The sequence below is a fragment of the Streptomyces sp. SCPE 10 genome, assembly GCF_051980735.1.
In the GTDB taxonomy this organism is placed as follows: domain Bacteria; phylum Actinomycetota; class Actinomycetes; order Streptomycetales; family Streptomycetaceae; genus Streptomyces; species Streptomyces misionensis.
On the sequence record NZ_CP197069.1, the window covers coordinates 2,003,905 to 2,030,815 of the forward strand.

Sequence of the window (26,911 nt, forward strand, 5' to 3'; positions counted from 1 at the left end):
CGCGGAATGCCCCTTACCTCCCCATACATCCCAGGAGTGATCCATGCGCACCCCGAGCCGACGGAGGCCGCGAGCCACGCTCGTCCTGGCCGCCGCAGGGACGCTGCTCACCCCCCTGCTGTCCGGCTGCTGGGTCGGGGCGGGCGGGACCGGATCCGGCGGCGATTCGATCAACGTGCTGATGGTCAACAATCCGCAGATGGTGGAGTTGCAGAAGCTGACGGCGACGCACTTCACCAAGGAGACCGGCATCAAGGTGAACTTCACCGTGCTGCCGGAGAACGACGTCCGCGACAAGATCAGCCAGGACTTCGCCAACCAGGCCGGCCAGTACGACGTCGCCACCCTGTCCAACTACGAGATCCCGATCTACGCCCGCAACGGCTGGCTGCGGCCGATGAACGCGTACGTCGCCAAGGACCCGTCGTACGACGAGCAGGACGTGCTCGCCCCGATGCGCCAGTCCCTCACCGGCGACGACGGCAAGCTCTACGGCCAGCCGTTCTACGGCGAGTCGTCCTTCCTCATGTACCGCAAGGACGTGTTCGCGGCGAAGGGCCTGACCATGCCCGCCCACCCCACCTGGCAGCAGGTGGCCGACCTCGCCGCCAAGGTGGACGGCGCCCGGCCCGGCATGCGCGGCATCTGCCTGCGCGGGCTGCCCGGCTGGGGCGAGCTGATGGCGCCGCTGACCACGGTGGTGAACACCTTCGGCGGCACCTGGTTCGACACGAAGTGGAAGGCGCACCTGGACTCCCCCGAGTTCGAGAAGGCGACGAAGTTCTATGTCGACCTGGTGCGCACCCACGGCGAGTCGGGTGCCGCGCAGTCCGGGTTCGCCGAGTGCCTGAACGACCTGACGCAGGGCAAGGTCGCCATGTGGTACGACGCCACCTCCGCGGCCGGCTCCCTGGAGGCCAAGGGCTCCCCGGTCAAGGGCAAGCTCGGCTACGCGCCCGCCCCGGTCGAGAAGACCGAGTCCTCCGGCTGGCTCTACACCTGGGCCTGGGGCATCCAGCAGTCCTCCCGCAACCCCGACAAGGCGTGGAAGTTCGTCTCCTGGGCGTCCGGCAGGGAGTACGAGCGGCTGGTCGGCGAGACCAGCGGCTGGCCGAACGTGCCCGCGGGCAAGCGGGCGTCGACGTACGAGAACGCCGACTACCGCAAGTCGGCTGCGGCCTTCCAGGAGATGACCAGGCAGGCCATCGAGAGCAGCCGGCCGAACGATCCCGGGGTGCAGCCGCGGCCCGCGCCCGGCATCCAGTTCGTCGACATTCCCGAGTTCACCGATCTCGGCACCAAGGTCTCCCAGGAGATCAGCGCGGCCATAGCCGGACGCCAGTCCGTCGCCACGGCCCTGAAGAAGTCCCAGCAGCTCGCCGAGAAGATCTCCAAGGAGTACGAGGGACGATGACCGCCACCACCACGGCCCCGCTCGCGGCCACCGCCCCGAGAACGCTGAAACGGCCCCCCGCCCGGCTGCGCGCCTGGGCCACCCGGGCCCCGCTGCTGCCCGCCCTCGTCTTCATGATCGTGGTCACCCAGCTGCCGTTCGTGGCCACGCTGGTGATCTCCTTCTTCGACTGGAACGCCCTCTACCCCAAGGCCCGCCGCTTCACCGGCCTCGACAACTACCGCCAGGTGCTCACCGACACGGACCTGCGCCACTCGGTGTGGACGACGGTGCTGCTGACCGTGGCGGTGGTGCTGGCCAGCCTGGTGCTGGGGCTGCTCCTCGCGCTGCTGCTCGACCGGCGCTTCTACGGCCGGGGCGTCGTGCGCACCCTGCTGATCGCGCCCTTCCTGGTGGTCCCGGTGGCCGCGGCGCTGCTCTGGAAGCACGTGCTGTACAACCCCGAGTACGGCCTGTTCAACGGCCTGCTGCACTATGTCGGCGGCCCCCAGCCGGACTGGATCTCCCGCACCCCGCTGCTCGCGGTGGAGGCCTCCCTGGTGTGGCAGTGGACGCCGTTCATGATGCTGATCCTGCTGGCCGGGCTGCAGAGCCGGGACCAGCAGCAGATCGAGGCGGCCCGGGTCGACGGCGCGAGCGACTGGCAGATCTTCCGCCACCTCACACTGCCCCACCTGCGCCGCTACCTCGAACTCGGCGCCCTGCTCGGCTCGATCTACATCGTGCAGAACTTCGACGCGGTGTTCACCATCACGTCCGGCGGCCTCGGCACGGCGAACCTGCCGTACACCGTCTACCAGAGCTTCTACCAGGCCCATGAGAACGGCCTCGCCTCGGCCGCGGGCGTCCTGGTCGTCATCGGCTCGATCGTCATCGCGACCTTCGCCCTGCGCGTGGTGTCGTCCCTGTTCCGCGAGGAGGTGGGCCGCTCATGACCGCGGTACGCCGTCACGGTCTCGGTCTCGTCGCCTGGCTGGCCGGCATCGTCTTCTTCCTGCCCATCGCCTGGATGGCGCTGACGTCCTTCCACTCGGAACAGGACGCGGCGACCAACCCGCCGTCCTTCGCCGCCTCCCTCACCCTGGACGGCTACCGCGAGTTCTTCGGCACCGGCGGCGGCGCGAGCCCCTGGCCGGCGCTGGCCAACTCCGCGGTGGCCTCCGTCGTGTCGACGCTGTGCGTGCTGCTGCTGGCCCTCCCGGCGGCCTACGCGCTGTCGATCCGCCCGGTGCGCAAGTGGACGGACGTGCTGTTCTTCTTCCTGTCCACCAAGATGCTGCCGGCCGTGGCGGGCCTGCTGCCGATCTACCTCTTCGCGAAGAACGCGGGGATGCTCGACAACATCTGGCTGCTGGTCATCCTCTACACCGCGATGAACCTGCCGATCGCGGTGTGGATGATGCAGTCCTTCCTCGCCGAGGTGCCGGTCGCCGTCATCGAGGCGGCCCGGGTGGACGGGGCCCGGCTGCCCACGATCCTGGCCCGGGTGGTCGCCCCCATCGCCCTGCCCGGCATGGCGGCGACGGCACTGATCTGCTTCATCTTCAGCTGGAACGAGCTGCTGTTCGCCCGGGTGCTCACCGGTGTGGTCGCCGAGACCGCGCCCGTCTTCCTGACCGGCTTCATCACCAGCCAGGGGCTGTTCCTGGCCAAGGTGTGCGCCGCGTCGCTCGTCATCTCCCTGCCGGTGCTCGCCGCGGGGTTCGCCGCCCAGGACAAGCTGGTCCAGGGCCTGTCGTTGGGAGCCGTCAAATGAAGGCCGCCGTCATCGAGTCCGTGGGCCGTGCCGTCGTCACCGAGGTCCCCGACCCGACGCCGGGACCCCGCGAGGTCGTCGTCGAGGTCGCCGCGTGCGGGCTGTGCGGCACCGACCTGCACATCCTCCAGGGCGAGTTCGCGCCCAAGCTGCCGATCGTGCCGGGTCACGAGTTCGCCGGCACGGTGGTCGCGACCGGCACCCAGGTCACCGAGGTCGCGACCGGCGACCGGGTGGCGGTGGACCCGTCCCTGTACTGCCACGAGTGCCGCTACTGCCGCACCGGCCACAACAACCTGTGCGAGCGCTGGGCCGCGATCGGGGTGACGACGGCGGGCGGCGCGGCGCAGTACGCCGTCGCGCCCGTCGCCAACTGCGTCAAGCTCCCCGAACACGTCCGCACCGAGGACGCGGCCCTGGTGGAGCCGCTGTCCTGCGCGGTGCGCGGCTACGACGTCCTGCGGTCCCGGCTCGGCGCGCACGTCCTGATCTACGGCTCCGGCACCATGGGCCTGATGATGCTGGAGCTGGCCAAGCGCACGGGCGCGGCGAGCGTGGACATGGTGGACCTCAACCCGGCCCGGCTGGAGACCGCCCGGCTGCTCGGCGTCTCGGCCGCGGCGGCCGGCGCGGACGAACTGGACCGGCCGCAGGGCTGGGACGTGGTGGTGGACGCGACGGGCAACGCGGCGGCCATCCAGGACGGACTGGACCGCGTGGCGAAGGCGGGTACGTTCCTCCAGTTCGGGGTGGCGGACTACGCGACCCGGGTGACGATCGACCCGTACCGCATCTACAACCAGGAGATCACCATCACCGGTTCGATGGCGGTGCTGCACAGCTACGAGCGGGCGGCGGAGCTGTTCGCGAACGGCGTCCTCGACCCGGAGGTCTTCATCAGCGACCGCCTCCCGCTGGACCGCTACCCGCAGGCGCTGGACCAGTTCGCGGCGGGCGTGGGACGCAAGATCGTGGTCATGCCCCAGCGGTGATCCGCCGATGCGGCCGACGCGGTCGATGCGCGTGGTAAGGGAACGGTAAACCGGATTCGTTCGTTACCCCCCACATGACAGCTATGACCCCCGGCTCGAACATCCCGCTGGCCGCCGCGCGCGTCACGGTGGACGTGGCCGCCCCCGTGCGGCTGGACGTCTCCGGCCTGCTGCTCACGGGCGACGGCAAGGTGCGCTCGGACGGCGACTTCATCTTCTACAACCAGCCGTCCGGACCGGGCGTGACCTACCGGTCCGGCGGCGGTGCCGCCCCCGACGCGATCACGGTGGACACCACCGCCGTGCCGCCGGAGATCGAGAAGATCGTGGTCACCGCCAGCCCCGACGCGGCCGGCCAGACCTTCCAGGGCATCGAGCCGACGGCCACCATCCGCGACGCGGACGGCGGCGCCCCGCTGGCCACCTTCACGCCGCCGCAGCTGGGCGCCGAGACCGCGCTGGTCGTCGTGGAGATCTACCGCCGGGGCGGCCAGTGGAAGGCCCGCGCGGTCGGCCAGGGGTACGCCGACGGCCTGGCGGGCATCGCCACGGACTTCGGTGTGACGGTGGAGGAACCGGCGACGGCGGCCCCGCCACAGCCGGTGGCGCCCCCGCAGCCGGTGGCGCCGCCGGTCCCCGCCGCTCCCCCGGCGCCGGCCGCGCCGCCCGCCCCCGCGCCCGGCGCCGGGAAGATCAACCTGGACAAGGGCCGGGTGAGCCTCCAGAAGAACCAGACGGTGTCCCTGGTCAAGGGCGGTCGCCCGCTGCTGTCCCAGGTGCGGATGGGGCTCGGCTGGGAGCCGGCGTTCCGGGGCGGCGACATCGACCTGGACGCCTCGGTCATCGCGTACGGCCCCGAGCGCAACCACGTCGACAGCTGCTACTTCGGCAAGCTGACGATCCTGAAGGGCGCGGTCAAGCACTCCGGCGACAACCTCACGGGCGAGGGCGCGGGCGACGACGAGGTGATCGTCGTCGACCTCGGCCGCATCCCGCAGGAGGTCACCGCGCTCGTCTTCACCGTCAACTCGTTCTCCGGCCAGAAGTTCACGGACGTCGCCAAGGCGTACTGCCGCCTGGTCGACGCCGCCACGGAGGAGGAACTCGTCCGCTTCGACCTCACCCACGCCGAACCCCAGACCGGCGTCATGATGGCCAAGCTGATCCGCCAGTTCTCCGGCGAATGGGACATGACGGCGATGGGCGACTTCGTGAAGGCGCGGACGGTCCGGAACATGGTGGAACCCGCGGCGAAGGCCCTTTGACGGGGGTCACCGGGGCGGCGCGGGGAGCCGGCCGGGGCGGCTCCCCGCGCCCCCGGGTGCGGCCCCGGAAGGTGTGCCGGTGCGCCGCGCCCGACGGTCCGTGCCCGGCTACCTGGGCTGGCGCTTCCAGGGCCCGGTGATGGCGACCATGATGCCCGGGGTCTGGATGTTGGCGAAGAGGGTCCGCCCGTCGGGCGAGAACGTGACACCGGTGAACTCGCTGTACTCCGGCTCCTGTTCGGTGCCGATGTTCAGCTCGTTGCGGGCGATCGGGTACGTGCGGCCGCTGTCGGTGGCGCCGAACAGGTGCTGGACACCCTCGCCGTCCTCGGCGATCACGAGACCGCCGTACGGCGAGACGGTGATGTTGTCCGGGCCGTCGAACGCGCCGTCGCGGGCCGGGTCCTGGTTCACGCCGATCAGCACCTTGAGGGTGAGGGTCCGGCGCCGGGGGTCGTAGAACCAGACCTGGCCGTCGTGCTGGACCGGGCTCTCCGCGCGGGCGTAGGAGGAGACGACGTAGACGCCGCCGTCCCCCCACCACATGCCCTCCAGCTTGCGGGCGCGGGTGACCTGGCCGTCGCCGAACTGCTTGCGCGTGGACACCTTGCGGGCGTCGCGGTCGGGCACGTCGACCCAGTCGACGCCGTACACCGTGCCGGTCCTCGTGGCGCGGGAGAGGTCGTCCACGAACCGGCCGCCGGAGTCGAAGCACTTGAACGCCTGGAGGGCGCCCGCGTCGTCGGCGAGGGTGCGCAGCCGGCCGTGGCCGTGCCGGAAGCCGGCCGGCGGGGTCCAGCGGTAGAGCAGTCCGTTGGGGTTGGAGGCGTCCTCGGTGAGGTAGAGGTGGCCGCGCTTGGGGTCGACCACGACCGCCTCGTGGGCGTACCGGCCCAGCGCCTTGACGGGCTTGGGGTCGCGGTTGGCCCGGCGGTCGGCCGGGTCCACCTCGAAGACGTAGCCGTGGTCCTTGGTCATGCCGTTCTGGCCGGCCTTGTCCTCGGTCTCCTCGCAGGTCAGCCAGGTGCCCCACGGGGTGTTGCCGCCCGCGCAGTTGGTGGAGGTGCCGGCGATGCCGACCCATTCGGCGACGTGGCCCCGGCGGACCTCGACCACCGTGCAGCCACCGGCCGCGGCCGGGTCGTACACCAGTCCCTCGGTGAGCGGCACCGGGTAGGTCCACTTGGCGCGCGGGCCCGCCAGTTCGTGGTTGTTGACCAGCAGGGTGGTGCCGCGGGGGCCTTCGAAGGTGGAGGTGCCGTCGTGGTTGGACGGGGTGAACTCCCCGGACTCCAGGCGGGTCCTGCCGCTGTAGGTGACGATCTCGTACGAGAAGCCGGCGGGCAGGGCGAGGATGCCCTCGGGGTCGGACAGCAGCGGGCCGTAGCCGACGCCGGGGCGGCCGTGGCCGTGTTCCGGGGCGTCGCCGCGGCCCGCGTGCGCGGTGTCGGTCTCCGTGGACGCGAGGGCGTTCGGCGCGGTGGCCAGGGCGCCGACGCTGCCCGCCAGGGCGATTCCGGCCCCGGTGAGCGCGGAGGTTCTGGCGAAGTCCCTGCGGGTGAGCGACATGGTGTCTCCTGTGACGGATGGGTGGGCCGTGGAAGGCGGCGGACCTCGTTCGGCGCACACGCTCCCGCCGGTGCCTGAACGGGAGTTGAACAGGAGGCCGCGTCGAGGTCCCTTGTTCAAGAATCCGTATGCGCGACCCCATGGCCGCCCCAAGCCCGGCCCACCCCGGGTGCTCAGCCCGCCTGCTGCGACCTCGCCTTGAACGCCGCCTTGCGGGCCTCCTTCGCCACCTTCTTGTCCGGGTGCAGCCGGCCCATCGCCTCCAGCACATCGGCGGTCGCCGGGTGCTCCACCCGCCACGCCGCCGCGAAGAACCCGCTGTGCTGCTCGGCCAGTCCCTCCACCAGGGCCTGGAGTTCCTCGGAGTTGCCCTCGGCGGCGAGCTGCGCGGCGACGGTGTCGATGGTCAGCCAGAAGACCAGTTCCTGGGACGGCGCAGGCACCTCGCCGGCGCCCCGCTCGCTGAGCCAGACCCGGGCCAGGCCGCCCAGCTCGGGGTCGTCCAGCACCTCCCGCAGCGCGGGCTCGGCCTCCGCGCCGACCAGGGACAGCGCCTGCTGGCAGCGCAGCCGCCGCAGCGGCGCCCCGGCGTCGGCGCCGCGGGCCGCGGCCAGCAACTCCCGGGCGGCGGCGAGCGGTTCCTGGCGGGCCAGCCACTGCTCGGTCTCGGCGCGGGCGGCGGCCGGACCGAAGCCGGCGGTGCCGTCGAGCAGCGCGTCCGCGCCCTTGTCGGCGAGGTCGCCGACGGCCGGCGCGTCGAAGCCGGCCTCCAGCAGCCGGGCCCGCAGCCCGTAGGCGCCGAGCGGGGTGAGGCGGACCATGCCGTAACGGGAGACGTCGGTCTCGTCCAGCGGGGCCGCGGGCTCCTCGTCGGCATCGGCCATCAGCGCCTCGTCCACCGGCTCGTACTCGACCAGGCCGACCGGCTCCAGTGTCCGGAACTGGTCGTCCAGGCGCATCATCGCGTCGGACACCTGCTCCAGCACGTCGTCGGTGGGGTCGCCCATGTCGTCGGGCACGATCACCGACGCGGCGAGGGCGGGCAGCGGCACGGGACCGTCCCCGGCACCGTCCTCACTCACGGTCAGCAGATAGAGGTTGCCGAGGACGCCGTCGAGGAACTCGGCCTCGGCCTCGGGATCCCAGTCGAGTGACGAGAAATCGATCTCGCCGCCCTCGTCCAACGCGTCCATCAGGTCGTCCAGGTCGGGCACGCTCGCGTCGGCGAGCACGGTCTCCAGGGCGGCCAGCCAGACGGTGAGCACCTCGTGCGGGGAGCCGGTGAGCAGCCCCAGCGCCTCGCCCGCGCGGACCGTCCCGGCCTCCTCGTCGGCGATCTCGACCAGGCCGGAGTCCAGCGCGACCCGCCAGGCCTCGGCGGCGTAGGCGGCCGCGTCGTCGCCGGTGAGACCCAGCTGTTCGGCGGCGGCGGGAAGCTGTTCCTCGATCAGGCTGCCGCCCGCGTCCACCCGGGTCGCGGGGCCGGCCCAGCGGGCGAGGCGGGCGGCCCGGGAGAGCAACGGCGTGGACAGCGCGGCGCGCGCCAGCTCCGCTTCGGAGTGCAGCCGTACGGGCGGCAGGGGGGAGCTGTCTGACATCGGCTGGATCTCCTCGGAGCGTGAACGGGCTCAGCCCCTCAGCCTAGACGGATTTCCACCCATGCCGCCCGGTTCATCTCCCGGCCGCCCCCCGTACATGGCCGAAACCTTGACAACTCCCCGGCCCAGGCTGGAGATTGACGCGCGTAGAAATCGGGGGAACGGCCGTTCACCCGGCTCTACGCGCGTCACGGAGGGCAACGGCCCCCACACGTTCCTCTTCCGCCTCGTCCCGGCACCCAGTCACGCCCCGGAGGGATCCCTTGCCGAGCAGGTCCACCGCGCGCCTCGCCGCGCTCACCGTCGCCGCCGTCTGTTCCGCCGCGTCGGCCGTCGTCCTCACCTCCCCCGCGCACGCCGACTCGGTGCGCATCCACGACATCCAGGGCACCACCCGGCTGTCGCCGTACGCCGGGCAGAAGGTGACGGACGTGCCCGGCATCGTCACGGCCACGCGCACCTACGGCTCCTCCAAGGGCTTCTGGCTCCAGGACCCGACGCCGGACGACAACCCGGCGACCAGCGAGGGCATATTCGTCTTCACCAGTTCCACGCCCAAGGTCGCCGTCGGCGACGCGGTGACGGTGGCCGGCACGGTCTCCGAGTACGTCCCGGGCGGCGCCGCCACCGGCAACCAGTCGCTGACGGAGATCAGCAAGCCGACGGTCACCACGGTCTCCACCGGCAACGCCGTCCCGGCGCCGGTCGTCATCGACGCGAAGTCGGTGCCGGACCGGTACACCCCGCAGGGGGACAGCGCCGACGGCGGTTCGATCAACAACCTGCCGCTGCGGCCGGACACGTACGCCCTGGACTACTACGAGTCCCTGGAGGGCATGAACGTCCAGGTCAAGGACGTCCGGGTGGTCACCGCCACCGACCCCTACGCCGAGCTGTGGGTCACGGTGAAGCCGAACGAGCACCGCGCCGCCCGCGGCGGCACGGTCTACGGCTCCTACGACTCCCAGAACACGGGCCGGCTCCAGATCCAGTCGCTGGGCGCCACCGCCGACTTCCCGACGGCCGACGTCGGCGACACCCTCACCGGCACCACCACCGGCCCGCTGGACTTCAACCAGTACGGCGGCTACACCCTGGTCGCCGGGCGGCTCGGCACGCTGAAGAGCGGCGGGCTTGAGCGCGAGACCACCGAGAAGCAGTCCGCCGGGCAGCTCGCGGTGGCGACGTACAACGTCGAGAACCTCGACCCGTCGGACAACACCTTCGACCAGCACGCCGCGGCGATCGTGCACAACCTCCAGTCGCCCGACATCGTGTCCCTGGAGGAGATCCAGGACGACAACGGCGCCACGGACGACGGCACGGTCGACGCGAGCGTCACCGTGAACAAGCTGATCGACGCGATCGTGGCGGCGGGCGGCCCCCGCTACGACTGGCGCTCCATCGACCCGGTCAACGACCAGGACGGCGGCGAGCCGGGCGGCAACATCCGCCAGGTGTTCCTGTTCAACCCCGAGCGGGTGTCCTTCGTGGACCGCGCGGGCGGCGACTCCACCACCGCGGTCGGCGTCACCAAGGTGCACGGCAAGGCCGAACTGACCGCCTCCCCGGGCCGGATCGACCCGGCGAGCGCGGCCTGGCAAAGCAGCCGCAAGCCGCTGGTCGGCCAGTTCGTCTTCCGCGGCAAGACCGTCTTCGTGATCGCCAACCACCTGGTCTCCAAGGGCGGCGACCAGCCGCTGACCGGCCAGTACCAGCCGGTCACGCGCAGCTCGGAGAACCAGCGCCACGCGCAGGCGGTCGAGGTCAACGCGTTCGTGAAGGACATCCTGAAGGTCCAGAAGAACGCGAACGTTCTCGCGGTCGGCGACATGAACGACTTCGAGTTCTCCGGCACCGCGCAGATCCTGGAGGGCGACGGCGAGCTGTGGTCGGCGATCAAGTCGCTGCCGGCGAGCGAGCGTTACACCTACGACTACCAGGGCAACGCGCAGGTGCTGGACCAGATCCTGATCAGCCCGGCGGTCCGCCGCGACGACTTCGCGTACGACAGCGTGCACATCAACTCGGAGTTCCACGACCAGATCAGCGACCACGACCCGCAGGTGCTGCGCTTCCGCCCCTGATCCGAGGGGTTCGGGACCGGTCCGCGGGCTCGGGGCGGACGCAGCGCGCGCGGCGGCCCCCGTCGCGGGCCTCGACGGTGTGGTCGAGCCGCAGCGACCGCGTGGGCATGCCCACGCGGTCGCTGCGGCTCGCGTAGCGGTGTGACGGCGCCCGGGCGGGTCCCCGGTGGCCTCAGCAGCGGCGGGCGCGGCTGCGGCGCAGCACCCCGGCGATCAGGGCAAGCGCGCCGGCGGCGCCCACGATCAGCACCGGCATGGGCAGCTCCCGCAGCCCCTCGGAGGCCTTGCGCGCGGGGGCGGCGACCCGGGCACCGGCCCGGGCCGCCTTGTCCTGGGCGCGGGCGCCCGCCTGGGCGGCCTTGTCCTGGACCCGGTGCCCGGCGTCCAGCGCCCTGTCCTGCACATGACGTCCGGCCTCGACGGCCCGGTCGCTCAGGGGCTGCCCGTCCGCCCCGGAACCGCCGTGTCCGGTGACCCGGGACTGGAGGGCGTGTCCGGTCCCCTGCACGGCGTGCCCCGCCTGGGCGGCACGGCCCCGCACCGCCTGCGCCGCGCTCGCGGCCCGGTCCTGGGCGCCGTGCCCGGCGTGGGCGGCGGTGGAGCGCAGCTGCACGGTCATGGCGCCCGCCTTGTCCCGCAGGTCGGCGGCCCGCGCCCGCGCCCGGCCCTTCACATCCACCCGGTCCACCAACTGCGCGACCGTGTCGCCCAGTTGGCTCCTGGTCTGCTCGATCTGCCGCCGCAGCTCGTCGGGGCCCTTGGCGCCCGGGCGGTGGGGGGTCCTGTCGGTCATCGATGCGCCCTTTCCTTGATCACGTCGACATCGGCCTTGACGCTGCCGATCGTCTTCTCGGGCACCGGTGAGCCCGCGCGGCGCAGCTGGGCGCGTCCGGTGACGGCCAGCGCGGCGGCCACCAGGAACAGCGCGACCGCGACGACCAGCGCCGCCGCCCACAGGGGCAGCACCAGCCGCAGGGCGGCGGTGGCCGCGCCGGCCAGCACGATCAGTCCCACGTAGGCGAGGGCACCCGCGGCGCCCAGCAGTCCGCCGCCGCGTCCGGCGCGCTTGCCCTTCTCGGTCAGCTCCGCCTTGGCGAGGGCGACCTCCTGCCGGAGCAGTCGGGAGAGCTGTTCGGTGGCCCGGTTGACGAGTTCACCCGTGGAGGGGTGTCCGTCGAGCCGTCGGGGGTGGGTCTCGATTGCGGGTCGCGTGTGCGAGGTCACGGTCACGGTGTCCCGCCTCCTCTCTGTACGGAACGTCCGGGTACCCGGGTCTGTACGGAACGTCCGGGTACCCGGGCCGGGGGGCGTCAGCCCTCGCCCTCGCCCCCGGTCCCGCGATCGCCGAGGCGCGCGAGCTGGGACTGGAACCAGTCGAGCCGGGCCTGCAACAGCGCGGCCTCCGCGACCAGTTCGGGCACGCTCAGCTCGGCGGCCGGCTCCGGCCCGGTGACGGCCTCGGCACGGACGCCGCCGTCCGCCCGCACCCTCAGCCCCTCCCCGGCCAGCCGGGCGAACTGCGCGAGGGTGACGGACGTACGGCCGCGCGCACAGCCCGCGCAGTGGGGGGCCAGCGCGCGCCAGCCGGGTCTGCCCCAGCCGGCGTCGGCCAGCAGGGCCGCGGTGGCGCCGCAGGCGCAGGGGCCCGCGGTGGCGGTGCGCACCCGCTGGCGGGCGTAACGGAAACCGCGCTCGAAGCGGATGTAGGCGCCGAGCACGGTGACGTCGAGCAGCAGCGCCGTGCGGTGCTCGGCGGTGCAGCGCAGGGCCTCGGCGGCGGCGCGGTCGTGGACGCAGTGGAAGCCGCAGTCGCACAGGCGCGCGGGTGCGCGGTGCCTGCGTCCGTAGACGCAGGACGCCTCGGCGAGAACCCCGTACGGAAGCGCGCCGCCGAGCGACACGCCGGTGAACCCCGCCCGGGTGCCGTCCTGGGACAGCACCGGGTGGGCGATCTTGTAGCCGGTCGGCGGCTCCGTGGGGCGTTCCGCCGGGAGCCGCAGCCTCATCGGACGGCCGGGACCTCTTCGCGGGCCGGCTCGGCGGGTGCGGTGCGCTCCGCCTCGACGGGCTGCCGGGTCTCTTCCTCCTGGACCAGCGGCCGCTCCTCGGCGACTCCGGTGGCCAGTGCCTTGCCGAGCTTCATGGTGCCTCCCATGGCTGACGTCGGTGACGACCCTTTGGCCATAGTGACCCATGACGGGCCGACTTGGACACACGACCTTGCGCCACACTCGCAATCGGTAAGCAAACTTATAGATAACCTGAAGAAGAATTAAGTAGAGCTTCACCGATATGCCGCCGACACTACCCCCATGACGATCACACACCGGCGGTCCCCGTTCGGCCGCACCCTCTGCGCGATGATCACCCCGTTCACCGAGGAGGGCGCGCTCGACCGGGCCGGGGCCGGGGAGCTGGCCGCCCATCTGGTGGCCCGGGGCTGCGACGGCCTGGTCCTCAACGGCACCACGGGCGAGTCCCCGACCACGACGGACGCCGAGAAGGCGGAACTGATCGCGGCCGTACGGGAGGCGGTCGGCCCGCGGGTCCCGCTGATCGCGGGCATCGGCACCGCCGACACCCGGCACACCGCGGAACTCGCCCTCGCCGCCGAGAAGGCGGGCGCCGACGCCGTCCTGGTGGTGGCGCCGTACTACAGCAGGCCGCCCCAGGAGGCGGTGGCCGCCCACTTCCGCACCGTCGCCGACGCGAGCGGACTCCCGGTGCTGCTCTACGACATCCCCGGCCGCACCGGCACCCGCATCGAGCCGGAGACGATCCTCCGCCTCAGCGAGCACCCCCGGATCGTCGGCGTCAAGGACTGCTCCTACGACCTCCTCGGCACCCAGAAGGTCCTGGCCCGCACGGACTTGGCCTACTACGCGGGCTGCGACGAACAGAACCTCGCCCTCTACGCCGTCGGCGCGGCGGGCTGCGTCAGCACCGTCGCCAACGCGGCCCCCCGAAGCATCGCCGCGGTCCTCGACGCCTTCGACGCGGGCGACACCGCCCTGGCCACGCGTCTTCAGCTGCGCGCCACCCCGCTGATCGAGGCCATGATGGCCGCGGGCCTGCCCGGTACGGTCACCGCCAAGGCCCTCCTCGCCCGCCTCGGCCTCCCCGCGGGCCCGGTCCGCGCCCCACTGCTGCCGGCCTCCCCCGAAACGACCGCCGAACTCCTCGCCCACCACGAGAAGTTGACGCGGGCCTGACCCCGCGCGCCCATCTGCCGTACGGTGTCCGGGTGGCCCGCCCCCTGCTGTTCCTGGACGTCGACGGCCCCCTGAACCCGTACGCGGCCCGGCCGGAGCGCCGGCCCGAGGGCTACACGACGATCCGGGTCCCTCTCGACTCCCGCCGCCCGCTGCGGGTCTGGCTGAATCCGGCCCATGGCCCCGCGCTGCTCGCCCTCGGTTACGAGCTGTGCTGGGCGACGACCTGGATGGCCGAGGCCAACCGCTGGATCGCCCCGGTCCTCGACCTGCCCGAACTGCCCTATGTCGACTTCGGCACGGGCCTGTTCGCCCACCGCCCCGACGGGGTGCACTGGAAGACGGAGGCGATCGTGGCGTACGCCGGTGGCCGGCCGTTCGCCTGGGTGGACGACGAGCTGGGCCCCGCGGACACCGCGTTCGTCACCGGCCACCACCCCGGCCCGGTCCTGCTGCACCCCGTGGACCCGCGCATCGGTCTGCGCGAGGGCGACTTCGGGGCCCTGGCCGAGTTCGCGGCCCGGCTGCCCCCGGCGTGACGAGCGCCCCTCACCGCACGGGCGAGGGGCGCAAGGGGCGTGCGGGACGCGTCAGTTGTGGCTGTGCAGGATGTCGTTCAGGCCGCCCCAGACCGCGTTGTTCGGGCGGGCCTCGACCGTGCCGGTGACCGAGTTGCGGCGGAAGAGGATGTTGGAGGCGCCGTTGAGCTCGCGGGCCTTGACGATCTGGCCGTCGGGCATGGTGACCCGGGTGCCCGCGGTGACGTAGAGGCCGGCCTCGACCACGCACTCGTCGCCGAGGGCGATGCCCACGCCCGCCTCGGCGCCGATCAGGCAGCGCTCGCCGATCGAGATGATGACGTTGCCGCCGCCGGAGAGGGTGCCCATGGTGGAGGCGCCGCCGCCGATGTCCGAGCCGTCGCCGATGACGACACCGGCGGAGATCCGGCCCTCGACCATCGACGTGCCGAGCGTGCCGGCGTTGAAGTTGACGAAGCCCTCGTGCATCACCGTGGTGCCCTCGGCCAGGTGCGCGCCCAGACGGACCCGGTCGGCGTCGGCGATGCGGACGCCCTTGGGGGCGACGTAGTCGGTCATGCGCGGGAACTTGTCGATCGAGGTGACCTGGAGGTGCAGGCCCTCGGCGCGCGCGTTCAGCCGCACCTTCTCCACGTCGTCCACGGCGACCGGGCCGAGCGAGGTCCAGGCGACGTTGGCGAGGTGGCCGAAGATGCCGTCCAGGCTCTGGCCGTGCGGCTTGACCAGGCGGTGCGAGAGCAGGTGTAGGCGCAGGTAGACGTCGTGCGCGTCCAGCGGCTTCTCGTCCAGCGAGGCGATGACCGTGCGGACCGCGACCACCTCGACGCCCCGGCGGGTGTCCGGGCCGGTCGCCGCGGTCGCGCCGCCGCCCAGCAGCTCCGCCGCGCGCTCGGCGGACAGCCGCTCGGTGCCGGCCGGGCCCGGCTCCGCGACCAATTCGGGCGCGGGGTACCAGGTGTCGAGAACGGTGCCGTCGGAGGCGATGGTGGCAAGACCGGCGGCGACGGCGCCGGTGGTACGGGAAGCAGTGTCGGTCATGGGGAAAACCTAACGTGGGGCGGGGTGCGGGAGCGAACCGTGTCTCATGGGCCGGGCGCGTCTCCCCCCGGGCCCTCCGTCCGGCGGCCACCGCCCCCGCCGATCACCCGGCCCAGCGCCTCGCGCGCGTAGTCCTCGTCGTAGGAACCCCCGGTCAGCAGCACCTGGAGGCAGATGCCGTCCATCAGGGCGACCAGGGTGCGCGCCGTCATGGGGTCGACCCGGGTGGACAGGCGGGCGACCGTCTCCTCGGTCCACCGGGCGGCGACGGGGCGCAGGGCCGGGCGGCGCAGGGCGGCGAGGTACAGCTCGTACTCCAGCTCCGCACCGGGGCGGTCGCCGCCCAGCCACCGCCCGAGGACGCGGGCGAGTCCGGCCGCGAGGTCGGTGCCGGGGGCGGCCGCGACGCCGCTGTCGTCCAGCACCCTGGCGAAGCCCTCGTTGGCCTGGCACAGGGCGGCCACCAGCAGCTCGTCCAGGGTGGCGAAGTGGTACGTGGTGGAGCCGAGCGGGACGTCCGCCTCGGCGGCGACCGTGCGGTGGCTCAGCCCGGCGAGTCCGTCCCGGGCGGCCACCCGGATCGCCGCGTCGATGATCCGTTGCCGCCGGCCGGGGTCGTGGCGCCGGGCCATCAATGGCTCGCCCCGCCGAGGTTCAGCACCACCACTCCCCCGATGATCAGCACGATCCCGGCGATCTTGGCCACGCCCAGCCCCTCTCCGAACAGCAGCAGCCCGAGCACGGCGATGGCCGCGGTGCCCACCCCGGACCAGATCGCGTACGCCGTGCCGATCTGCACGGACTTCAGGGTCTGCGCGAGCAGCACGAAGGAGACCAGATACCCCAGCGCCGTCACCAGCGAGGGCCCCGGCCTGCTGAAACCGTGGCTGTACTTCATCGCCGTCGTCGCGCACACCTCGGCGGCTATGGCCCCGGCGAGCGTCAGATAACCCATGTGTACGAGCGTACACATCCAATGTACGGGCGTACACAACGAGCGCACGGAAAAGGGGCCACGGCATGCCGTGGCCCCTTTCACCGAGACGCTGTCAGACGTTGAAGCCCAGGGCGCGCAGCTGCTCGCGGCCCTCGTCGGTGATCTTGTCCGGGCCCCACGGCGGCATCCAGACCCAGTTGATCCGGAGTTCGTTGACGATGCCGTCCGTGGCGGACTTGGCCTGGTCCTCGATGACGTCGGTCAGCGGGCAGGCCGCCGAGGTCAGGGTCATGTCCACGGTCGCCACGTTGGAGTCGTCCACGTGGATGCCGTAGATCAGGCCGAGGTTGACGACGTCGATGCCCAGCTCGGGGTCGACCACGTCCATCAGGGCCTCGCGGAGTTCCTCCTCGGAGGCCGGCTTCATCTCGACGGTGTCGCTCATGCGGTCTTCCTTTCGGCTTCGGCGCCACCCAGCGCCTGGGCCGTCGCGTCCTTCCACGCCATCCAGCTCAGGAGGGCGCACTTGACCCGCGCGGGGTACTTGGAGACACCGGCGAACGCGACCGCGTCCTCCAGCACCTCCTCCATCGCGTCGTCCGGCTCGATCTTGCCCTTGGACTGCATCAGCTCCAGGAAGGTCTCCTGGATCTTCTGCGCGTCGGGCAGGTCCTTGCCGACGAGGAGTTCGTTCAGTACGGAGGCCGAGGCCTGGCTGATGGAGCAGCCCTGGCCCTCGTACGAGACATCCGCGATCTTGGTGCCGTCGTACTTCACGCGGAGGGTGATCTCGTCGCCGCACGTCGGGTTCACATGGTGCACCTCGGCGTCGCCATCCCGAAGACCACGCCCGTGGGGGTTCTTGTAGTGGTCCAGGATGACTTCCTGGTACATCGAATCCAGCTTCACGGTCTCAGCACACGCCTCTCAGCCGAAGAAGTTCCGTACGTGCTCCAGGCCGTCGACCAGAGCATCGATCTCGGCCGGCGTGGAGTACAGATAGAACGACGCTCGCGTGGTCGCGGGAATTCCGTACCGCAGGCAGACGGGACGGGCGCAGTGGTGGCCGACGCGGACCGCGATGCCCTGCTCGTCCAGGACCTGGCCCACGTCGTGCGGGTGGATGTCGCCCAGCGTGAAGGAGATCGCGGCGCCCCGGTCCTCGGCCGTGGTCGGGCCGATGATCCTCAGGTCCGGGACCTGGGCCAGGCGCTCCACCGCGTACTGGGTCAGCGCGTGCTCATGGGCGAGGATCTTCTCCATGCCGATGGCCTGGAGGTAGTCGATCGCCGCGCCCAGGCCGACCGCCTGCGCGATCGGGGGCGTGCCCGCCTCGAACTTGTGCGGTGCCGGGGCGTACGTCGAGGAGTGCATCGAGACGGTCTCGATCATCTCGCCGCCGCCCAGGAACGGGGGCAGGTCCTCCAGCAGCTCCTGGCGGCCCCACAGCACGCCGATGCCGGTCGGGCCGCACATCTTGTGGCCGGTGAAGGCCACGAAGTCGGCCTGGAGGGCCTGCACGTCCAGCGGCATGTGCGGCGCGGCCTGGGAGGCGTCGACGCAGACCAGCGCGCCGACCTCCTGGGCGCGGCGCACTATCGCCTCGACCGGGTTGACCGTGCCCAGGATGTTGGAGACCAGTACGAAGGAGACGATCTTCGTCTTCTCGGTGATGATCTCGTCGATGTTGGACAGGTCGAGGCGGCCGTCGTCGGTGAGGCCGAACCACTTCAGCTTCGCGCCGGTGCGCTGCGCGAGCAGCTGCCACGGCACGATGTTGGAGTGGTGCTCCATCTCCGTGATGACGATCTCGGTCTCGTGGTCGACCCGGTAGGGCTCGTCGGCCCAGCCCAGCATGTTGGCCACGAGGTTGAGCGACTCGGAGGCGTTCTTGGTGAAGATCACCTCGTCGCGGCTCGGCGCGTTGATGAACTCGGCCACCTTGTCGCGCGCGCCCTCGTAGAGTGCCGTGGCCTCCTCGGCGAGGACGTGCACGCCCCGGTGGACGTTGGCGTTGTAACGCTCGTAGTACTCGTTGAGGGCGTCCAGCACCTGGCGCGGCTTCTGGCTGGTCGCCGCGTTGTCCAGGTACACGAGCTTCCGGCCGTCGTGGACGACGCGGTCCAGAACGGGGAAGTCCTTGCGGATCGCCTCGGTGTCGAGGAGGCCCGACAGCTGTGTCACGCGGATGCGCCACCCTTCACGTATGCCTCGTAGCCCTCGTTCTCCAGCTTGTCCGCGAGCTCGGGGCCGCCGGACTCGACGATGCGCCCCGCGGCGAAGACATGGACGTAGTCGGGCTTGATGTAGCGCAGGATGCGCGTGTAGTGCGTGATCAGCAGGGTGCCGACCTCACCGGTCTCGCGGACGCGGTTGACGCCCTCGGAGACGATGCGCAGGGCGTCGACGTCGAGACCTGAGTCGGTCTCGTCCAGGATCGCCATCTTGGGCTTGAGCAGTTCGAGCTGGAGGATCTCGTGGCGCTTCTTCTCACCGCCGGAGAAGCCCTCGTTGACGTTGCGCTCGGCGAAGGCGGGGTCCATGTGGAGACGCTCCATGGCCTCCTTGACCTCCTTCACCCAGGTGCGCAGCTTGGGGGCCTCGCCGCGGACGGCGGTGGCGGAGGTGCGCAGGAAGTTGGAGACCGAGACGCCGGGAACCTCGACCGGGTACTGCATCGCCAGGAACAGGCCGGCGCGGGCGCGCTCGTCGACGGACATCGCCAGGACGTCCTCGCCGTCGAGCAGCACGGTGCCCTCGGTGATCGTGTACTTCGGGTGACCCGCGAGCGAGTAGGCGAGGGTGGACTTGCCGGAGCCGTTGGGGCCCATGATGGCGTGCGTCTCGCCCTGCTTCACGGTGAGGTCGACGCCCTTGAGGATCTCCTTCGTGGCGTTGTCGGCCTCGACGGTGACGTGCAGGTCTCGGATTTCAAGCGTTGCCATGGATGCCTCAGGACTCCTGGGTGAGGGAGACGAGAACGTCGTCCCCTTCGATCTTTACGGGGTATACGGGGACGGGGCGCGTCGCGGGCAGCCCGGACGGCTTGCCGGTGCGGAGGTCGAAGGCGGAGCCGTGCAGCCAGCACTCGATCTGGCAGTCCTCCACCTCGCCCTCGGAGAGCGAGACGTTCGCGTGGGAGCAGATGTCGTAGATCGCGAACACCTCGCCCTCGGTCCGGACGACCGAGACCGGCGTGCCGTCGAGTTCGACCCGCTTGGGGGTGCCCTCCGACAGCTCGCTCAGCCCACAGGCGCGTTGGAAGCTCATGCGACCGAGGCCTCCAGCTCCTGCTCGATCTTGGCGAGCAGTCGCTCCTCGATGTCGGCGACACCGATCTGCTGGACCAGTTCGGCGAAGAAGCCGCGCACCACCAGACGGCGGGCGTCCTGCTCCGGGATGCCGCGGGCCATCAGGTAGAACAGCTGCTCGTCGTCGAACCGCCCGGTGGCGGAGGCGTGGCCGGCGCCGACGATCTCGCCGGTCTCGATCTCCAGGTTCGGCACCGAGTCGACGCGGGCGCCGTCGGTGAGGACCAGGTTGCGGTTCATCTCGTAGGTGTCGGTGCCCTCGGCCTTGGCCTCGATGAGCACGTCGCCGATCCAGACCGCGTGCGCGTCGTCGCCCTGGAGCGCGCCCTTGTAGACGACGTTCGACTTGCAGTGCGGGGCGTTGTGGGTGACCAGGAGGCGGTGCTCCTGGTGCTGGCCCGCGTCGGTGAAGTACAGGCCGTACAGCTCGGCCTCGCCGCCGGGGCCCGCGTAGGTGACGCGCGGGTGCAGGCGGACGACGTCGCCGCCGAAGGTCACGACGACCGACTTGAAGGAGGCGTCCCGGCCGACCAGCGCGTTGTGCTGGCCGATGTGGACGGCCTTGTCGTCCCAGTCCTGGACGGAGACGACGGTGAGCTTGGCGCCGTCGCCGAGCAGGTAGTCGACGTTGGCGGCGAGCACCGCGTCGCCGGTGTGGTCGATGACGACCACGGCCTCGGCGAAGGCGCCCAGCTCGATCACCTGGTGGCCGAAGGCGGTGCCGCCCTGGCCGTGCACGGCGATGCGGATCGGCTCGGTGAGGACGGTCTCCTTGGGGACGGTCAGGACCGAGGCCTGCTCGAAGGCGGAGTACGCCTGCGCGGCGACCCGGTCCACGGGGACGCCCGCCTTGCGCAGCCGCGCGTCGTCCCGCCCGACGTGCTCGACGACGACGCCCTCGGGCGCCCGGACGTCGACCTTCACGCCGTCACCGGAGGCGACGGCGGTGCCGTCGTGCAGCCCGCGCAGGCGCTCCAGCGGGGTGAACCGCCATTCCTCCTCGCGGCCGTGCGGGACGGGGAAGTCCGCGACGTCGAAGGACGGGGGCACGCTCATGCGCGTGGCGACGGTCGACTCCGCGGCCACCGCGATCTGGCCGGCGGTGGTGGAGCCCACCGGGATGTTCTGAGCCTCAGCCATGGCTGTCGGTCTGCTCGCTTTCTTACGTGAGTGGCTTGATGGTCAGGGGGCGGCGATCAGCCGACCGCGCCTTCCATCTGCAGCTCGATCAGCCGGTTGAGTTCGAGCGCGTACTCCATGGGCAGTTCCTTGGCGATCGGCTCGACGAAGCCGCGCACGATCATCGCCATCGCCTCGAACTCGGTCAGACCGCGGCTCATCAGGTAGAAGAGCTGGTCCTCGGAGACCTTGGAGACGGTCGCCTCGTGGCCCATGGACACATCGTCCTCGCGGACGTCGACGTAGGGGTACGTGTCGGAGCGGGAGATGGTGTCGACGAGCAGCGCGTCGCACAGCACGTTCGACTTGGAGCCGTGGGCGCCCTCGCCGATCTCGACCAGACCGCGGTACGACGTACGGCCGCCGCCGCGCGCCACGGACTTCGACACGATGTTGGACGACGTGTTCGGCGCCATGTGGACCATCTTGGAGCCGGCGTCCTGGTGCTGGCCCTCGCCCGCGAAGGCGATGGACAGGGTCTCGCCCTTGGCGTGCTCGCCCATCAGGTAGACGGCCGGGTACTTCATCGTCACCTTGGAGCCGATGTTGCCGTCGATCCACTCCATGGTCGCGCCCTCGTACGCCACGGCGCGCTTGGTGACCAGGTTGTAGACGTTGTTCGACCAGTTCTGGATGGTCGTGTAGCGGCAGCGGGCGTTCTTCTTGACGATGATCTCGACCACGGCGCTGTGCAGCGAGTCCGACTTGTAGATCGGCGCGGTGCAGCCCTCGACGTAGTGCACGTAGGCGCCCTCGTCGACGATGATCAGGGTCCGCTCGAACTGGCCCATGTTCTCCGTGTTGATACGGAAGTAGGCCTGGAGCGGGATCTCCACGTGCACGCCCTTCGGCACGTAGATGAAGGAGCCGCCGGACCACACGGCCGTGTTCAGCGCGGCGAACTTGTTGTCGCCGGCCGGGATGACCGTGCCGAAGTACTCCTTGAAGAGCTCCGGGTGCTCCTTCAGGGCGGTGTCGGTGTCCAGGAAGATGACGCCCTGCTCCTCCAGGTCCTCGCGGATCTGGTGGTAGACGACCTCCGACTCGTACTGGGCGGCGACGCCGGCGACCAGGCGCTGCTTCTCGGCCTCGGGGATGCCCAGCTTGTCGTAGGTGTTCTTGATGTCCTCGGGCAGGTCCTCCCAGGACTCCGCCTGCTTCTCCGTGGAGCGCACGAAGTACTTGATGTTGTCGAAGTCGATGCCCGACAGATCCGAGCCCCAGTTCGGCATGGGCTTCTTCTCGAAGAGCTTGAGGCCCTTCAGGCGCAGCTTGGTCATCCACTCCGGCTCCGACTTCTTGCCGGAGATGTCGCGGACGACGTCCTCGTTCAGGCCGCGCCGGGCGGAGGCACCGGCCACGTCGGAGTCGGCCCAGCCGTATTCGTACTTGCCCAGGCCCTCCAGCTCAGGGTGGGCAGTCTCCGTGGGGAGAGTCATGCGGGGTTCCTCCCGGCCGTGCTTGCAGGTGCGTCAGTGGAAATCTTGGGAATGAACGTCGTGCAGACGCCGTCGCCGTGCGCGATGGTCGCCAGTCGCTGGACGTGGGTACCCAGCAGCTCGGCGAAGATCTCGGTCTCCGCCTCGCACAGCTGCGGGTACTGCTCCGCGACATGGGCGACCGGGCAGTGGTGCTGGCACAGCTGCTCGCCGACCGGTGCGCTGCGCGCCGTAGCAGCGTACCCGTCCGCGCTCAGGGCCTTGGCCAGCGCTTCCGCGCGTTTGTCCGGGGTCACCCGCTCGATCGCCTCGCGGTACGCGCGCGCCTGTGCGGCGATCCGCGCGCGGGCGAAGGCGGAGACCGCGCCGGGCCCGCCCTCGTGCTCCGCGATCCAGCGCAGCGCGTCCACGGCCAGCTTGTCGTACGACTGGTCGAAGGCGTCGCGGCCGCAGTCGGTGAGCGCGAAGACCTTGGCGGGGCGGCCGCGCGTGCGCGTGCCGTACACGCGCTGTTCGCGCGCCTCCACCACGTCGTCCGCGACCAGCGCGTCCAGGTGACGGCGGACGGCCGCCTGGGTGAGTCCCAGCCGGCCGGCGAGTTCGGCGACGGTCGACGGGCCGTGGTCCAGGATGGACCGCGCGACCCGGTTGCGCGTGGAGCGCTCCCCGGTCGCGAACTCCTCCTGGGGGGTCCCCGTGAGGGCCTCCCGAGCCTCGCCGACGTTTTTCACAACGCCATTGTTGCGTAATTCCTCGGGGCCTGACAAGCGCCGTCCGGATCACCGCCCGGTGCCCTGCATCACTTAGGCATACCTAACCTGACCTGCGGAAATGATCTCTGATCGATCATCCGGGGCCCGCTCGGAGCGGAAAGCGGTGGCGCTCCGCGGGCCCGTCCGGAAGACTCCCCGACCATGGCAACACCCCCTCCCACCGGGCCTCTTGTCACCCGGGACGACATCGCCGCCCGGCTGCGGCTGCTCGGTGTCGAAAGCGGCGAGACCTTGCTCGTACACACGTCTCTGAGTTCACTCGGCTGGGTGAACGGCGGGGCCGTGGCGGTCGTCCAGGGACTTCTCGACGCCCTCGGTCCGGCCGGCACCCTGGTCGTCCCGGCCCAGTCCTCCGACCTCTCCGACCCGGCCCTGTGGGGAAACCCGCCGGTGCCCGAGCAGTGGTGGGACCGGATCCGGGCCACGATGCCCCCGTACGACCCCGACATCACCCCCAGCCGCGGCGTCGGGGTGGTCCCGGAGACCGTGCGGACCTGGCCGGGCGCCCGGCGCAGCGCCCACCCGCAGACCTCCTTCGCGGCCGTCGGCGCCCGCGCGCGGGAGATCACCGAGGGCCACGCCCGCGACTGCCGGCTCGGCGAGCGCAGCCCCCTGGCCCGCCTGGAGCGGCTGGGCGCCCGGGTCCTCCTGCTCGGCGCCGGGTACGACGCCTGCACCGCCTTCCACCTGGCCGAGTACCGCGTGCCCGCACCGCTCGTACGGCTCGGCCGGCCCGCGCCCGGCGGCGGCTGGGAGACGGTGACGGAGGTGTCGATCACCTCCGAGCGCTTCGCGGAGCTGGGACGCGACTTCGAACGGGAGCGTCCCGTCGTGCGCGGGAAGGTGGGCGCTGCGGACACCCGGCTGTTCCCGGTGGCGGACGCCGTGGCCTACGCCCAGGGGTGGCTGGAGGCGCGGCGGCCCCGTGCGAGGGAGTTCCCGCACCCCCGCGACTGATCGGCGAGCGGTCTCCCTAGACTCTGGACCCATGCGAAGTGAGCCCGTCGTCCAGGTCGCGGCCCTGGTGAAGCGGTACGGCACGAAGACCGCGGTGAACGGCCTCGACCTGGTGGCCCAGGCGGGCGTGACCGCCGTCCTCGGACCCAACGGCGCCGGCAAGACGACGACGGTCGAGACCTGTGAGGGGTACCGGAAGCCGGATTCCGGCACGGTGCGCGTCCTGGGCCTCGACCCGGTGCGCCAGTCGGCCGAGCTGCGGCCCAGGATCGGTGTGATGCTCCAGTCCGGCGGCGTCTACTCCGGCGCCCGCGCGGACGAGATGCTGCGCCATGTCGCCAAGCTGCACGCCCACCCCCTGGACGTGAACGCCCTGATCGAGCGGCTCGGGCTCGGCAGCTGCGGCCGCACCTCCTACCGGCGGCTGTCCGGTGGCCAGCAGCAGCGCCTCGCGCTCGCCATGGCCGTCGTCGGCCGCCCGGAGCTGGTGTTCCTGGACGAGCCGACCGCGGGTCTCGACCCGCAGGCCCGCCGGGCCACCTGGGACCTGGTGAGGGACCTGCGCGCCGACGGCGTCTCGGTGATCCTCACCACGCACCACATGGACGAGGCCGAGCAGCTCGCCGACGACGTCGCGATCATCGACGGCGGCAAGGTCATCGCCCAGGGCTCCCCCGAGGAGCTGTGCAAGGGCGGCGCGGAGAACACCCTGCGCTTCACCGGCCGCCCCGGCCTCGACGTCGGCTCCCTGCTCAAGGCGCTCCCGGACGGCTGCACGGCCGCCGAGCTGACCCCGGGCGCCTACCGCGTCGTCGGCAAGGTCGACCCGCAACTGCTGGCCACCGTGACCTCCTGGTGCGCCCAGCACGGCGTGATGCCGGACCGCATCTCGGTCGAACGGCACACCCTGGAAGACGTCTTTCTGGAGCTGACCGGCAAGGAGCTGCGCTCATGACCACCGCGTCGGGTACGTACGCGCCCAAGCCGGGGGCCGCGCCCCTGCCCCGCATGATCGCGGCGCAGGCCGTCCTGGAGACGAAGATGCTGCTGCGCAACGGCGAGCAGCTGCTGCTGACGGTGGTCATCCCGACCCTGCTGCTGGTGCTCTTCAGCTCCGTGGACATCGTGGACACCGGCAAGGGCAAGGCCGTCGACTTCCTCGCGCCGGGCATCCTCGCCCTCGCCGTGATGTCGACCGCGTTCACCGGGCAGGCCATCGCCACCGGCTTCGAGCGCCGCTACGGCGTGCTCAAGCGGCTCGCCGCCTCGCCGCTGCCCCGCTGGGCCCTGATGACCGCGAAGACGGCGTCGGTGCTGGTCACCGAGGTGCTCCAGGTGATCCTGCTGACGGTGATCGCCCTCGCCCTCGGCTGGTCCCCGCACGGCGACCCGGCCGCCGTACTCCTGTTGCTGGTCCTCGGCACCGCCGCCTTCTCCGGGCTCGGCCTGCTGATGGCCGGCACCCTGAAGGCCGAGGCGACGCTGGCCGCCGCCAACCTGGTGTTCCTGCTGCTGCTCGTCGGCGGCGGCGTCATCGTGCCGCTGGACAAGTTCGGCTCGGCCGGGCAGCACGTCCTCGGGCTGCTGCCCATCTCCGCCCTCTCCGACGGTCTGCGCGACGTGCTCCAGCACGGCGCCGGCATGCCCTGGGGCGACCTGGGGATCCTCGCGGTGTGGGCGGTCGTGGGGCTCGCCGCGGCCGGGAAGTTCTTCCGCTGGGAGTGAGCTTCCCCCACTGGAGTGAGCGGCGACACGGCGCGGGGACCGGACCCTCGTGAAAGCGTGCACAAGCGGGCGCCTACCATGGTGGGCGTGCCAAAGCTGACCCGCGCCGATGCCGTTGCGGCCCTGCGCAATCCGCTCGCCTTCATCGCCGACCGCTGGACGCCGGAGCCCCGGACCGTGCGGCGGGCGGCTCTCGCCGCGCTCGTGATGTCGGTGGTGATCGTCGTCACCGGCGGCGCCGTCCGGCTGACCGGTTCGGGCCTGGGCTGCCCGACCTGGCCCGAGTGCACCGACGGCTCGCTGACGCCGACGCAGGCGCTGACCTACCACAGCGCCATCGAGTTCGGCAATCGCATGCTGACCTACGTGCTGTGCGCCGCGGTCGGCTGGGCGATCGTCGCCGCCCGTTCCGAGAAGCCCCGCCGGCGCAGCCTGACCCGGCTCGGCTGGGCCCAGTTCTGGCTGGTGATGGGCAACGCGGTGCTCGGCGGCATCGTGGTGCTGGTCGGCCTGAACCCGTACACCGTCGCGGCGCACTTCCTGCTGGCGACCGCGCTGACCACGGTCGCGGTGGTGATGTGGCAGCGCACCCGCGAGGGCGACGCCGCGCCCCGGCCGCTGGTCGGCAAGGCCGTGGTCCAGCTGGTGTGGTTCCTGGTGCTCGCGTCCGTGCTGCTCCTCGCGGCGGGCACGGTGGTCACCGGCGCCGGGCCGCACGCGGGCGACTCCAGCGACGTGAAGCGCATCCCGATCGACTGGGAGACCGTGGCCAAGCTGCACGCGGTGCTCGCCTGGATCGTGGTGACGCTGACCTTCGCCCTGTGGTTCATCCTCAAGGCCGTCGACGCCCCGCGTGGGCCGCTGGTCCGCACCCGCGAACTGTTCCTGATCCTGCTGGCCCAGGGCGTCATCGGCTACGTCCAGTACTTCACGCACCTGCCCGAGCTGCTGGTCGGCCTGCACATGCTCGGCTCCTGCCTGGTGTGGATCGGCGTGCTGCGGGTCCTGCTGTCGCTGCGCGAACGCCCGGAGGCGGAACTGGGCCTGCCCGGCCCCGCGGCCGAGGTCACGGTCCCCACGAACGCCTGACGCACCCGTACGCGGTGACCAGCGCGTCGAT

29 protein-coding genes are annotated in these 26,911 nt (G+C 71.5%); 12 read left to right on the forward strand and 17 right to left on the reverse strand.

Going from position 1 to position 26,911, the window contains the following annotated elements; genetic code table 11:
• Window positions 1-43 precede the first annotated feature (43 nt).
• The 5 genes from ACSP97_RS09435 to ACSP97_RS09455 all read left to right on the forward strand — a co-directional run bounded on the left by ACSP97_RS09435 (window position 44) and on the right by ACSP97_RS09455 (window position 5,427).
• Complete coding sequence (locus ACSP97_RS09435; protein WP_440557120.1) at window positions 44-1,414, forward strand: ABC transporter substrate-binding protein; 1,371 nt, start codon at window positions 44-46, stop codon at window positions 1,412-1,414.
• Window positions 1,411-2,349: a carbohydrate ABC transporter permease gene (locus ACSP97_RS09440; RefSeq protein ID WP_355153327.1), complete on the forward strand. Its 939-nt coding sequence runs from the start codon at window positions 1,411-1,413 to the stop codon at window positions 2,347-2,349. The genes ACSP97_RS09435 and ACSP97_RS09440 overlap by 4 nt, the downstream gene beginning before the upstream one ends.
• A complete protein-coding gene (locus ACSP97_RS09445; RefSeq protein WP_355153328.1) occupies window positions 2,346-3,170 on the forward strand; it encodes a carbohydrate ABC transporter permease in 825 nt (274 codons plus the stop codon). Before ACSP97_RS09440 ends, ACSP97_RS09445 begins: the two co-directional genes overlap by 4 nt.
• On the forward strand, window positions 3,167-4,162 hold the full coding sequence (locus tag ACSP97_RS09450; RefSeq protein ID WP_358303855.1) for a zinc-dependent alcohol dehydrogenase family protein: 996 nt from the start codon (window positions 3,167-3,169) through the stop codon (window positions 4,160-4,162). The genes ACSP97_RS09445 and ACSP97_RS09450 overlap by 4 nt, the downstream gene beginning before the upstream one ends.
• Window positions 4,163-4,245: 83 nt before the next feature.
• On the forward strand, window positions 4,246-5,427 hold the full coding sequence (locus ACSP97_RS09455) for a TerD family protein (protein WP_358273514.1): 1,182 nt from the start codon (window positions 4,246-4,248) through the stop codon (window positions 5,425-5,427).
• A gap of 108 nt (window positions 5,428-5,535) precedes the next feature.
• On the opposite strand, the gene ACSP97_RS09460 is transcribed toward ACSP97_RS09455, so the two are convergent.
• Entirely contained in the window at window positions 5,536-6,996 is a 1,461-nt protein-coding gene (locus ACSP97_RS09460) for an alkaline phosphatase PhoX (protein WP_364728632.1), read from the reverse strand.
• Window positions 6,997-7,169: 173 nt separating this feature from the next.
• Window positions 7,170-8,594: a hypothetical protein gene (locus tag ACSP97_RS09465; protein WP_355153334.1), complete on the reverse strand. Its 1,425-nt coding sequence runs from the start codon at window positions 8,592-8,594 to the stop codon at window positions 7,170-7,172.
• A gap of 263 nt (window positions 8,595-8,857) precedes the next feature.
• Between ACSP97_RS09465 and ACSP97_RS09470 the strand changes: the two genes are divergently transcribed.
• A complete protein-coding gene (locus tag ACSP97_RS09470) occupies window positions 8,858-10,681 on the forward strand; it encodes an endonuclease/exonuclease/phosphatase family protein (RefSeq protein ID WP_391869893.1) in 1,824 nt (607 codons plus the stop codon).
• 172 nt (window positions 10,682-10,853) lie between these two features.
• Here ACSP97_RS09470 and ACSP97_RS09475 read toward each other — a convergent pair whose 3' ends face one another.
• From ACSP97_RS09475 to ACSP97_RS09490, 4 genes are all read right to left on the reverse strand, one after another.
• On the reverse strand, window positions 10,854-11,474 hold the full coding sequence (locus ACSP97_RS09475) for a DUF3618 domain-containing protein (RefSeq protein WP_355323226.1): 621 nt from the start codon (window positions 11,472-11,474) through the stop codon (window positions 10,854-10,856).
• Window positions 11,471-11,911, reverse strand: a complete 441-nt coding sequence (locus tag ACSP97_RS09480; protein ID WP_382008012.1) for a phage holin family protein — start codon at window positions 11,909-11,911, stop codon at window positions 11,471-11,473. The genes ACSP97_RS09475 and ACSP97_RS09480 overlap by 4 nt, the downstream gene beginning before the upstream one ends.
• A gap of 80 nt (window positions 11,912-11,991) precedes the next feature.
• Window positions 11,992-12,687, reverse strand: coding sequence for a hypothetical protein (locus ACSP97_RS09485; protein ID WP_355143544.1), 696 nt, complete (start codon window positions 12,685-12,687; stop codon window positions 11,992-11,994).
• Entirely contained in the window at window positions 12,684-12,824 is a 141-nt protein-coding gene (locus tag ACSP97_RS09490) for a hypothetical protein (RefSeq protein WP_355143546.1), read from the reverse strand. The genes ACSP97_RS09485 and ACSP97_RS09490 overlap by 4 nt, the downstream gene beginning before the upstream one ends.
• A gap of 169 nt (window positions 12,825-12,993) precedes the next feature.
• On the opposite strand from ACSP97_RS09490, the gene dapA reads away from it, so the two are divergent.
• Window positions 12,994-13,893: a 4-hydroxy-tetrahydrodipicolinate synthase gene (dapA, locus tag ACSP97_RS09495; protein WP_355323228.1), complete on the forward strand. Its 900-nt coding sequence runs from the start codon at window positions 12,994-12,996 to the stop codon at window positions 13,891-13,893.
• A gap of 32 nt (window positions 13,894-13,925) precedes the next feature.
• Window positions 13,926-14,432 carry a hypothetical protein gene (locus tag ACSP97_RS09500; RefSeq protein WP_355530978.1) on the forward strand — a complete coding sequence of 169 codons (507 nt, stop codon included), beginning with the start codon at window positions 13,926-13,928 and terminating at the stop codon, window positions 14,430-14,432.
• A 51-nt stretch (window positions 14,433-14,483) separates the two neighbouring features.
• On the opposite strand, the gene dapD is transcribed toward ACSP97_RS09500, so the two are convergent.
• From dapD to ACSP97_RS09555, 11 genes are all read right to left on the reverse strand, one after another.
• The gene (dapD, locus tag ACSP97_RS09505) at window positions 14,484-15,470 is read right to left on the reverse strand and encodes a 2,3,4,5-tetrahydropyridine-2,6-dicarboxylate N-succinyltransferase (protein ID WP_355143555.1); all 987 of its coding nucleotides are present in this window, start codon (window positions 15,468-15,470) and stop codon (window positions 14,484-14,486) included.
• Window positions 15,471-15,514: 44 nt separating this feature from the next.
• On the reverse strand, window positions 15,515-16,102 hold the full coding sequence (locus ACSP97_RS09510; RefSeq protein ID WP_440557126.1) for a TetR/AcrR family transcriptional regulator: 588 nt from the start codon (window positions 16,100-16,102) through the stop codon (window positions 15,515-15,517).
• Window positions 16,102-16,425: a DMT family transporter gene (locus ACSP97_RS09515; RefSeq protein ID WP_355143559.1), complete on the reverse strand. Its 324-nt coding sequence runs from the start codon at window positions 16,423-16,425 to the stop codon at window positions 16,102-16,104. The genes ACSP97_RS09510 and ACSP97_RS09515 overlap by 1 nt, the downstream gene beginning before the upstream one ends.
• Before the next feature lie 94 nt (window positions 16,426-16,519).
• Window positions 16,520-16,852 carry a metal-sulfur cluster assembly factor gene (locus ACSP97_RS09520; RefSeq protein ID WP_037656710.1) on the reverse strand — a complete coding sequence of 111 codons (333 nt, stop codon included), beginning with the start codon at window positions 16,850-16,852 and terminating at the stop codon, window positions 16,520-16,522.
• Window positions 16,849-17,316 (reverse strand): Fe-S cluster assembly sulfur transfer protein SufU, encoded by a 468-nt coding sequence (gene sufU / locus ACSP97_RS09525; RefSeq protein WP_037656711.1) that lies wholly within the window; start codon window positions 17,314-17,316, stop codon window positions 16,849-16,851. Before sufU ends, ACSP97_RS09520 begins: the two co-directional genes overlap by 4 nt.
• 18 nt (window positions 17,317-17,334) lie before the next feature.
• Complete coding sequence (locus ACSP97_RS09530) at window positions 17,335-18,591, reverse strand: cysteine desulfurase (protein ID WP_146467137.1); 1,257 nt, start codon at window positions 18,589-18,591, stop codon at window positions 17,335-17,337.
• Window positions 18,588-19,352 carry a Fe-S cluster assembly ATPase SufC gene (gene sufC / locus ACSP97_RS09535; protein WP_070025400.1) on the reverse strand — a complete coding sequence of 255 codons (765 nt, stop codon included), beginning with the start codon at window positions 19,350-19,352 and terminating at the stop codon, window positions 18,588-18,590. The genes ACSP97_RS09530 and sufC overlap by 4 nt, the downstream gene beginning before the upstream one ends.
• 7 nt (window positions 19,353-19,359) lie before the next feature.
• Window positions 19,360-19,677, reverse strand: a complete 318-nt coding sequence (locus tag ACSP97_RS09540) for a non-heme iron oxygenase ferredoxin subunit (protein ID WP_355143563.1) — start codon at window positions 19,675-19,677, stop codon at window positions 19,360-19,362.
• Window positions 19,674-20,858: a Fe-S cluster assembly protein SufD gene (sufD, locus tag ACSP97_RS09545; protein ID WP_358273273.1), complete on the reverse strand. Its 1,185-nt coding sequence runs from the start codon at window positions 20,856-20,858 to the stop codon at window positions 19,674-19,676. The genes ACSP97_RS09540 and sufD overlap by 4 nt, the downstream gene beginning before the upstream one ends.
• Window positions 20,859-20,914: 56 nt before the next feature.
• Entirely contained in the window at window positions 20,915-22,336 is a 1,422-nt protein-coding gene (gene sufB, locus ACSP97_RS09550; RefSeq protein WP_355323241.1) for a Fe-S cluster assembly protein SufB, read from the reverse strand.
• Window positions 22,333-23,067, reverse strand: a complete 735-nt coding sequence (locus tag ACSP97_RS09555) for a helix-turn-helix transcriptional regulator (RefSeq protein WP_355323244.1) — start codon at window positions 23,065-23,067, stop codon at window positions 22,333-22,335. Before ACSP97_RS09555 ends, sufB begins: the two co-directional genes overlap by 4 nt.
• Window positions 23,068-23,250: 183 nt before the next feature.
• On the opposite strand from ACSP97_RS09555, the gene ACSP97_RS09560 reads away from it, so the two are divergent.
• The 4 genes from ACSP97_RS09560 (at window position 23,251) to ACSP97_RS09575 (ending at window position 26,880) form a co-directional block, all read left to right on the forward strand.
• On the forward strand, window positions 23,251-24,066 hold the full coding sequence (locus tag ACSP97_RS09560; RefSeq protein WP_440557131.1) for an aminoglycoside N(3)-acetyltransferase: 816 nt from the start codon (window positions 23,251-23,253) through the stop codon (window positions 24,064-24,066).
• Window positions 24,067-24,097: 31 nt separating this feature from the next.
• Window positions 24,098-25,021, forward strand: coding sequence for an ABC transporter ATP-binding protein (locus ACSP97_RS09565; RefSeq protein WP_382008034.1), 924 nt, complete (start codon window positions 24,098-24,100; stop codon window positions 25,019-25,021).
• Complete coding sequence (locus tag ACSP97_RS09570) at window positions 25,018-25,791, forward strand: ABC transporter permease (protein ID WP_358677201.1); 774 nt, start codon at window positions 25,018-25,020, stop codon at window positions 25,789-25,791. Before ACSP97_RS09565 ends, ACSP97_RS09570 begins: the two co-directional genes overlap by 4 nt.
• Before the next feature lie 78 nt (window positions 25,792-25,869).
• The gene (locus ACSP97_RS09575; protein ID WP_440557134.1) at window positions 25,870-26,880 is read left to right on the forward strand and encodes a COX15/CtaA family protein; all 1,011 of its coding nucleotides are present in this window, start codon (window positions 25,870-25,872) and stop codon (window positions 26,878-26,880) included.
• Window positions 26,881-26,911: the final 31 nt, after the last annotated feature.

Coding starts and splice junctions, on each gene's coding strand:
- ACSP97_RS09435 (WP_440557120.1), top strand. CDS start 44: ATGCGCACCCCGAGCCGACGGAGGCCGCGAGCCACGCTCGTCCTGGCC.
- ACSP97_RS09440 (WP_355153327.1), top strand. CDS start 1,411: ATGACCGCCACCACCACGGCCCCGCTCGCGGCCACCGCCCCGAGAACG.
- ACSP97_RS09445 (WP_355153328.1), top strand. CDS start 2,346: ATGACCGCGGTACGCCGTCACGGTCTCGGTCTCGTCGCCTGGCTGGCC.
- ACSP97_RS09450 (WP_358303855.1), top strand. CDS start 3,167: ATGAAGGCCGCCGTCATCGAGTCCGTGGGCCGTGCCGTCGTCACCGAG.
- ACSP97_RS09455 (WP_358273514.1), top strand. CDS start 4,246: ATGACCCCCGGCTCGAACATCCCGCTGGCCGCCGCGCGCGTCACGGTG.
- ACSP97_RS09460 (WP_364728632.1), bottom strand. CDS start 6,996: ATGTCGCTCACCCGCAGGGACTTCGCCAGAACCTCCGCGCTCACCGGG.
- ACSP97_RS09465 (WP_355153334.1), bottom strand. CDS start 8,594: ATGTCAGACAGCTCCCCCCTGCCGCCCGTACGGCTGCACTCCGAAGCG.
- ACSP97_RS09475 (WP_355323226.1), bottom strand. CDS start 11,474: ATGACCGACAGGACCCCCCACCGCCCGGGCGCCAAGGGCCCCGACGAG.
- ACSP97_RS09485 (WP_355143544.1), bottom strand. CDS start 12,687: ATGAGGCTGCGGCTCCCGGCGGAACGCCCCACGGAGCCGCCGACCGGC.
- ACSP97_RS09490 (WP_355143546.1), bottom strand. CDS start 12,824: ATGAAGCTCGGCAAGGCACTGGCCACCGGAGTCGCCGAGGAGCGGCCG.
- dapA (WP_355323228.1), top strand. CDS start 12,994: ATGACGATCACACACCGGCGGTCCCCGTTCGGCCGCACCCTCTGCGCG.
- dapD (WP_355143555.1), bottom strand. CDS start 15,470: ATGACCGACACTGCTTCCCGTACCACCGGCGCCGTCGCCGCCGGTCTT.
- ACSP97_RS09510 (WP_440557126.1), bottom strand. CDS start 16,102: ATGGCCCGGCGCCACGACCCCGGCCGGCGGCAACGGATCATCGACGCG.
- ACSP97_RS09515 (WP_355143559.1), bottom strand. CDS start 16,425: ATGGGTTATCTGACGCTCGCCGGGGCCATAGCCGCCGAGGTGTGCGCG.
- ACSP97_RS09520 (WP_037656710.1), bottom strand. CDS start 16,852: ATGAGCGACACCGTCGAGATGAAGCCGGCCTCCGAGGAGGAACTCCGC.
- sufC (WP_070025400.1), bottom strand. CDS start 19,352: ATGGCAACGCTTGAAATCCGAGACCTGCACGTCACCGTCGAGGCCGAC.
- ACSP97_RS09540 (WP_355143563.1), bottom strand. CDS start 19,677: ATGAGCTTCCAACGCGCCTGTGGGCTGAGCGAGCTGTCGGAGGGCACC.
- sufD (WP_358273273.1), bottom strand. CDS start 20,858: ATGGCTGAGGCTCAGAACATCCCGGTGGGCTCCACCACCGCCGGCCAG.
- sufB (WP_355323241.1), bottom strand. CDS start 22,336: ATGACTCTCCCCACGGAGACTGCCCACCCTGAGCTGGAGGGCCTGGGC.
- ACSP97_RS09560 (WP_440557131.1), top strand. CDS start 23,251: ATGGCAACACCCCCTCCCACCGGGCCTCTTGTCACCCGGGACGACATC.
- ACSP97_RS09565 (WP_382008034.1), top strand. CDS start 24,098: ATGCGAAGTGAGCCCGTCGTCCAGGTCGCGGCCCTGGTGAAGCGGTAC.
- ACSP97_RS09570 (WP_358677201.1), top strand. CDS start 25,018: ATGACCACCGCGTCGGGTACGTACGCGCCCAAGCCGGGGGCCGCGCCC.
- ACSP97_RS09575 (WP_440557134.1), top strand. CDS start 25,870: ATGGTGGGCGTGCCAAAGCTGACCCGCGCCGATGCCGTTGCGGCCCTG.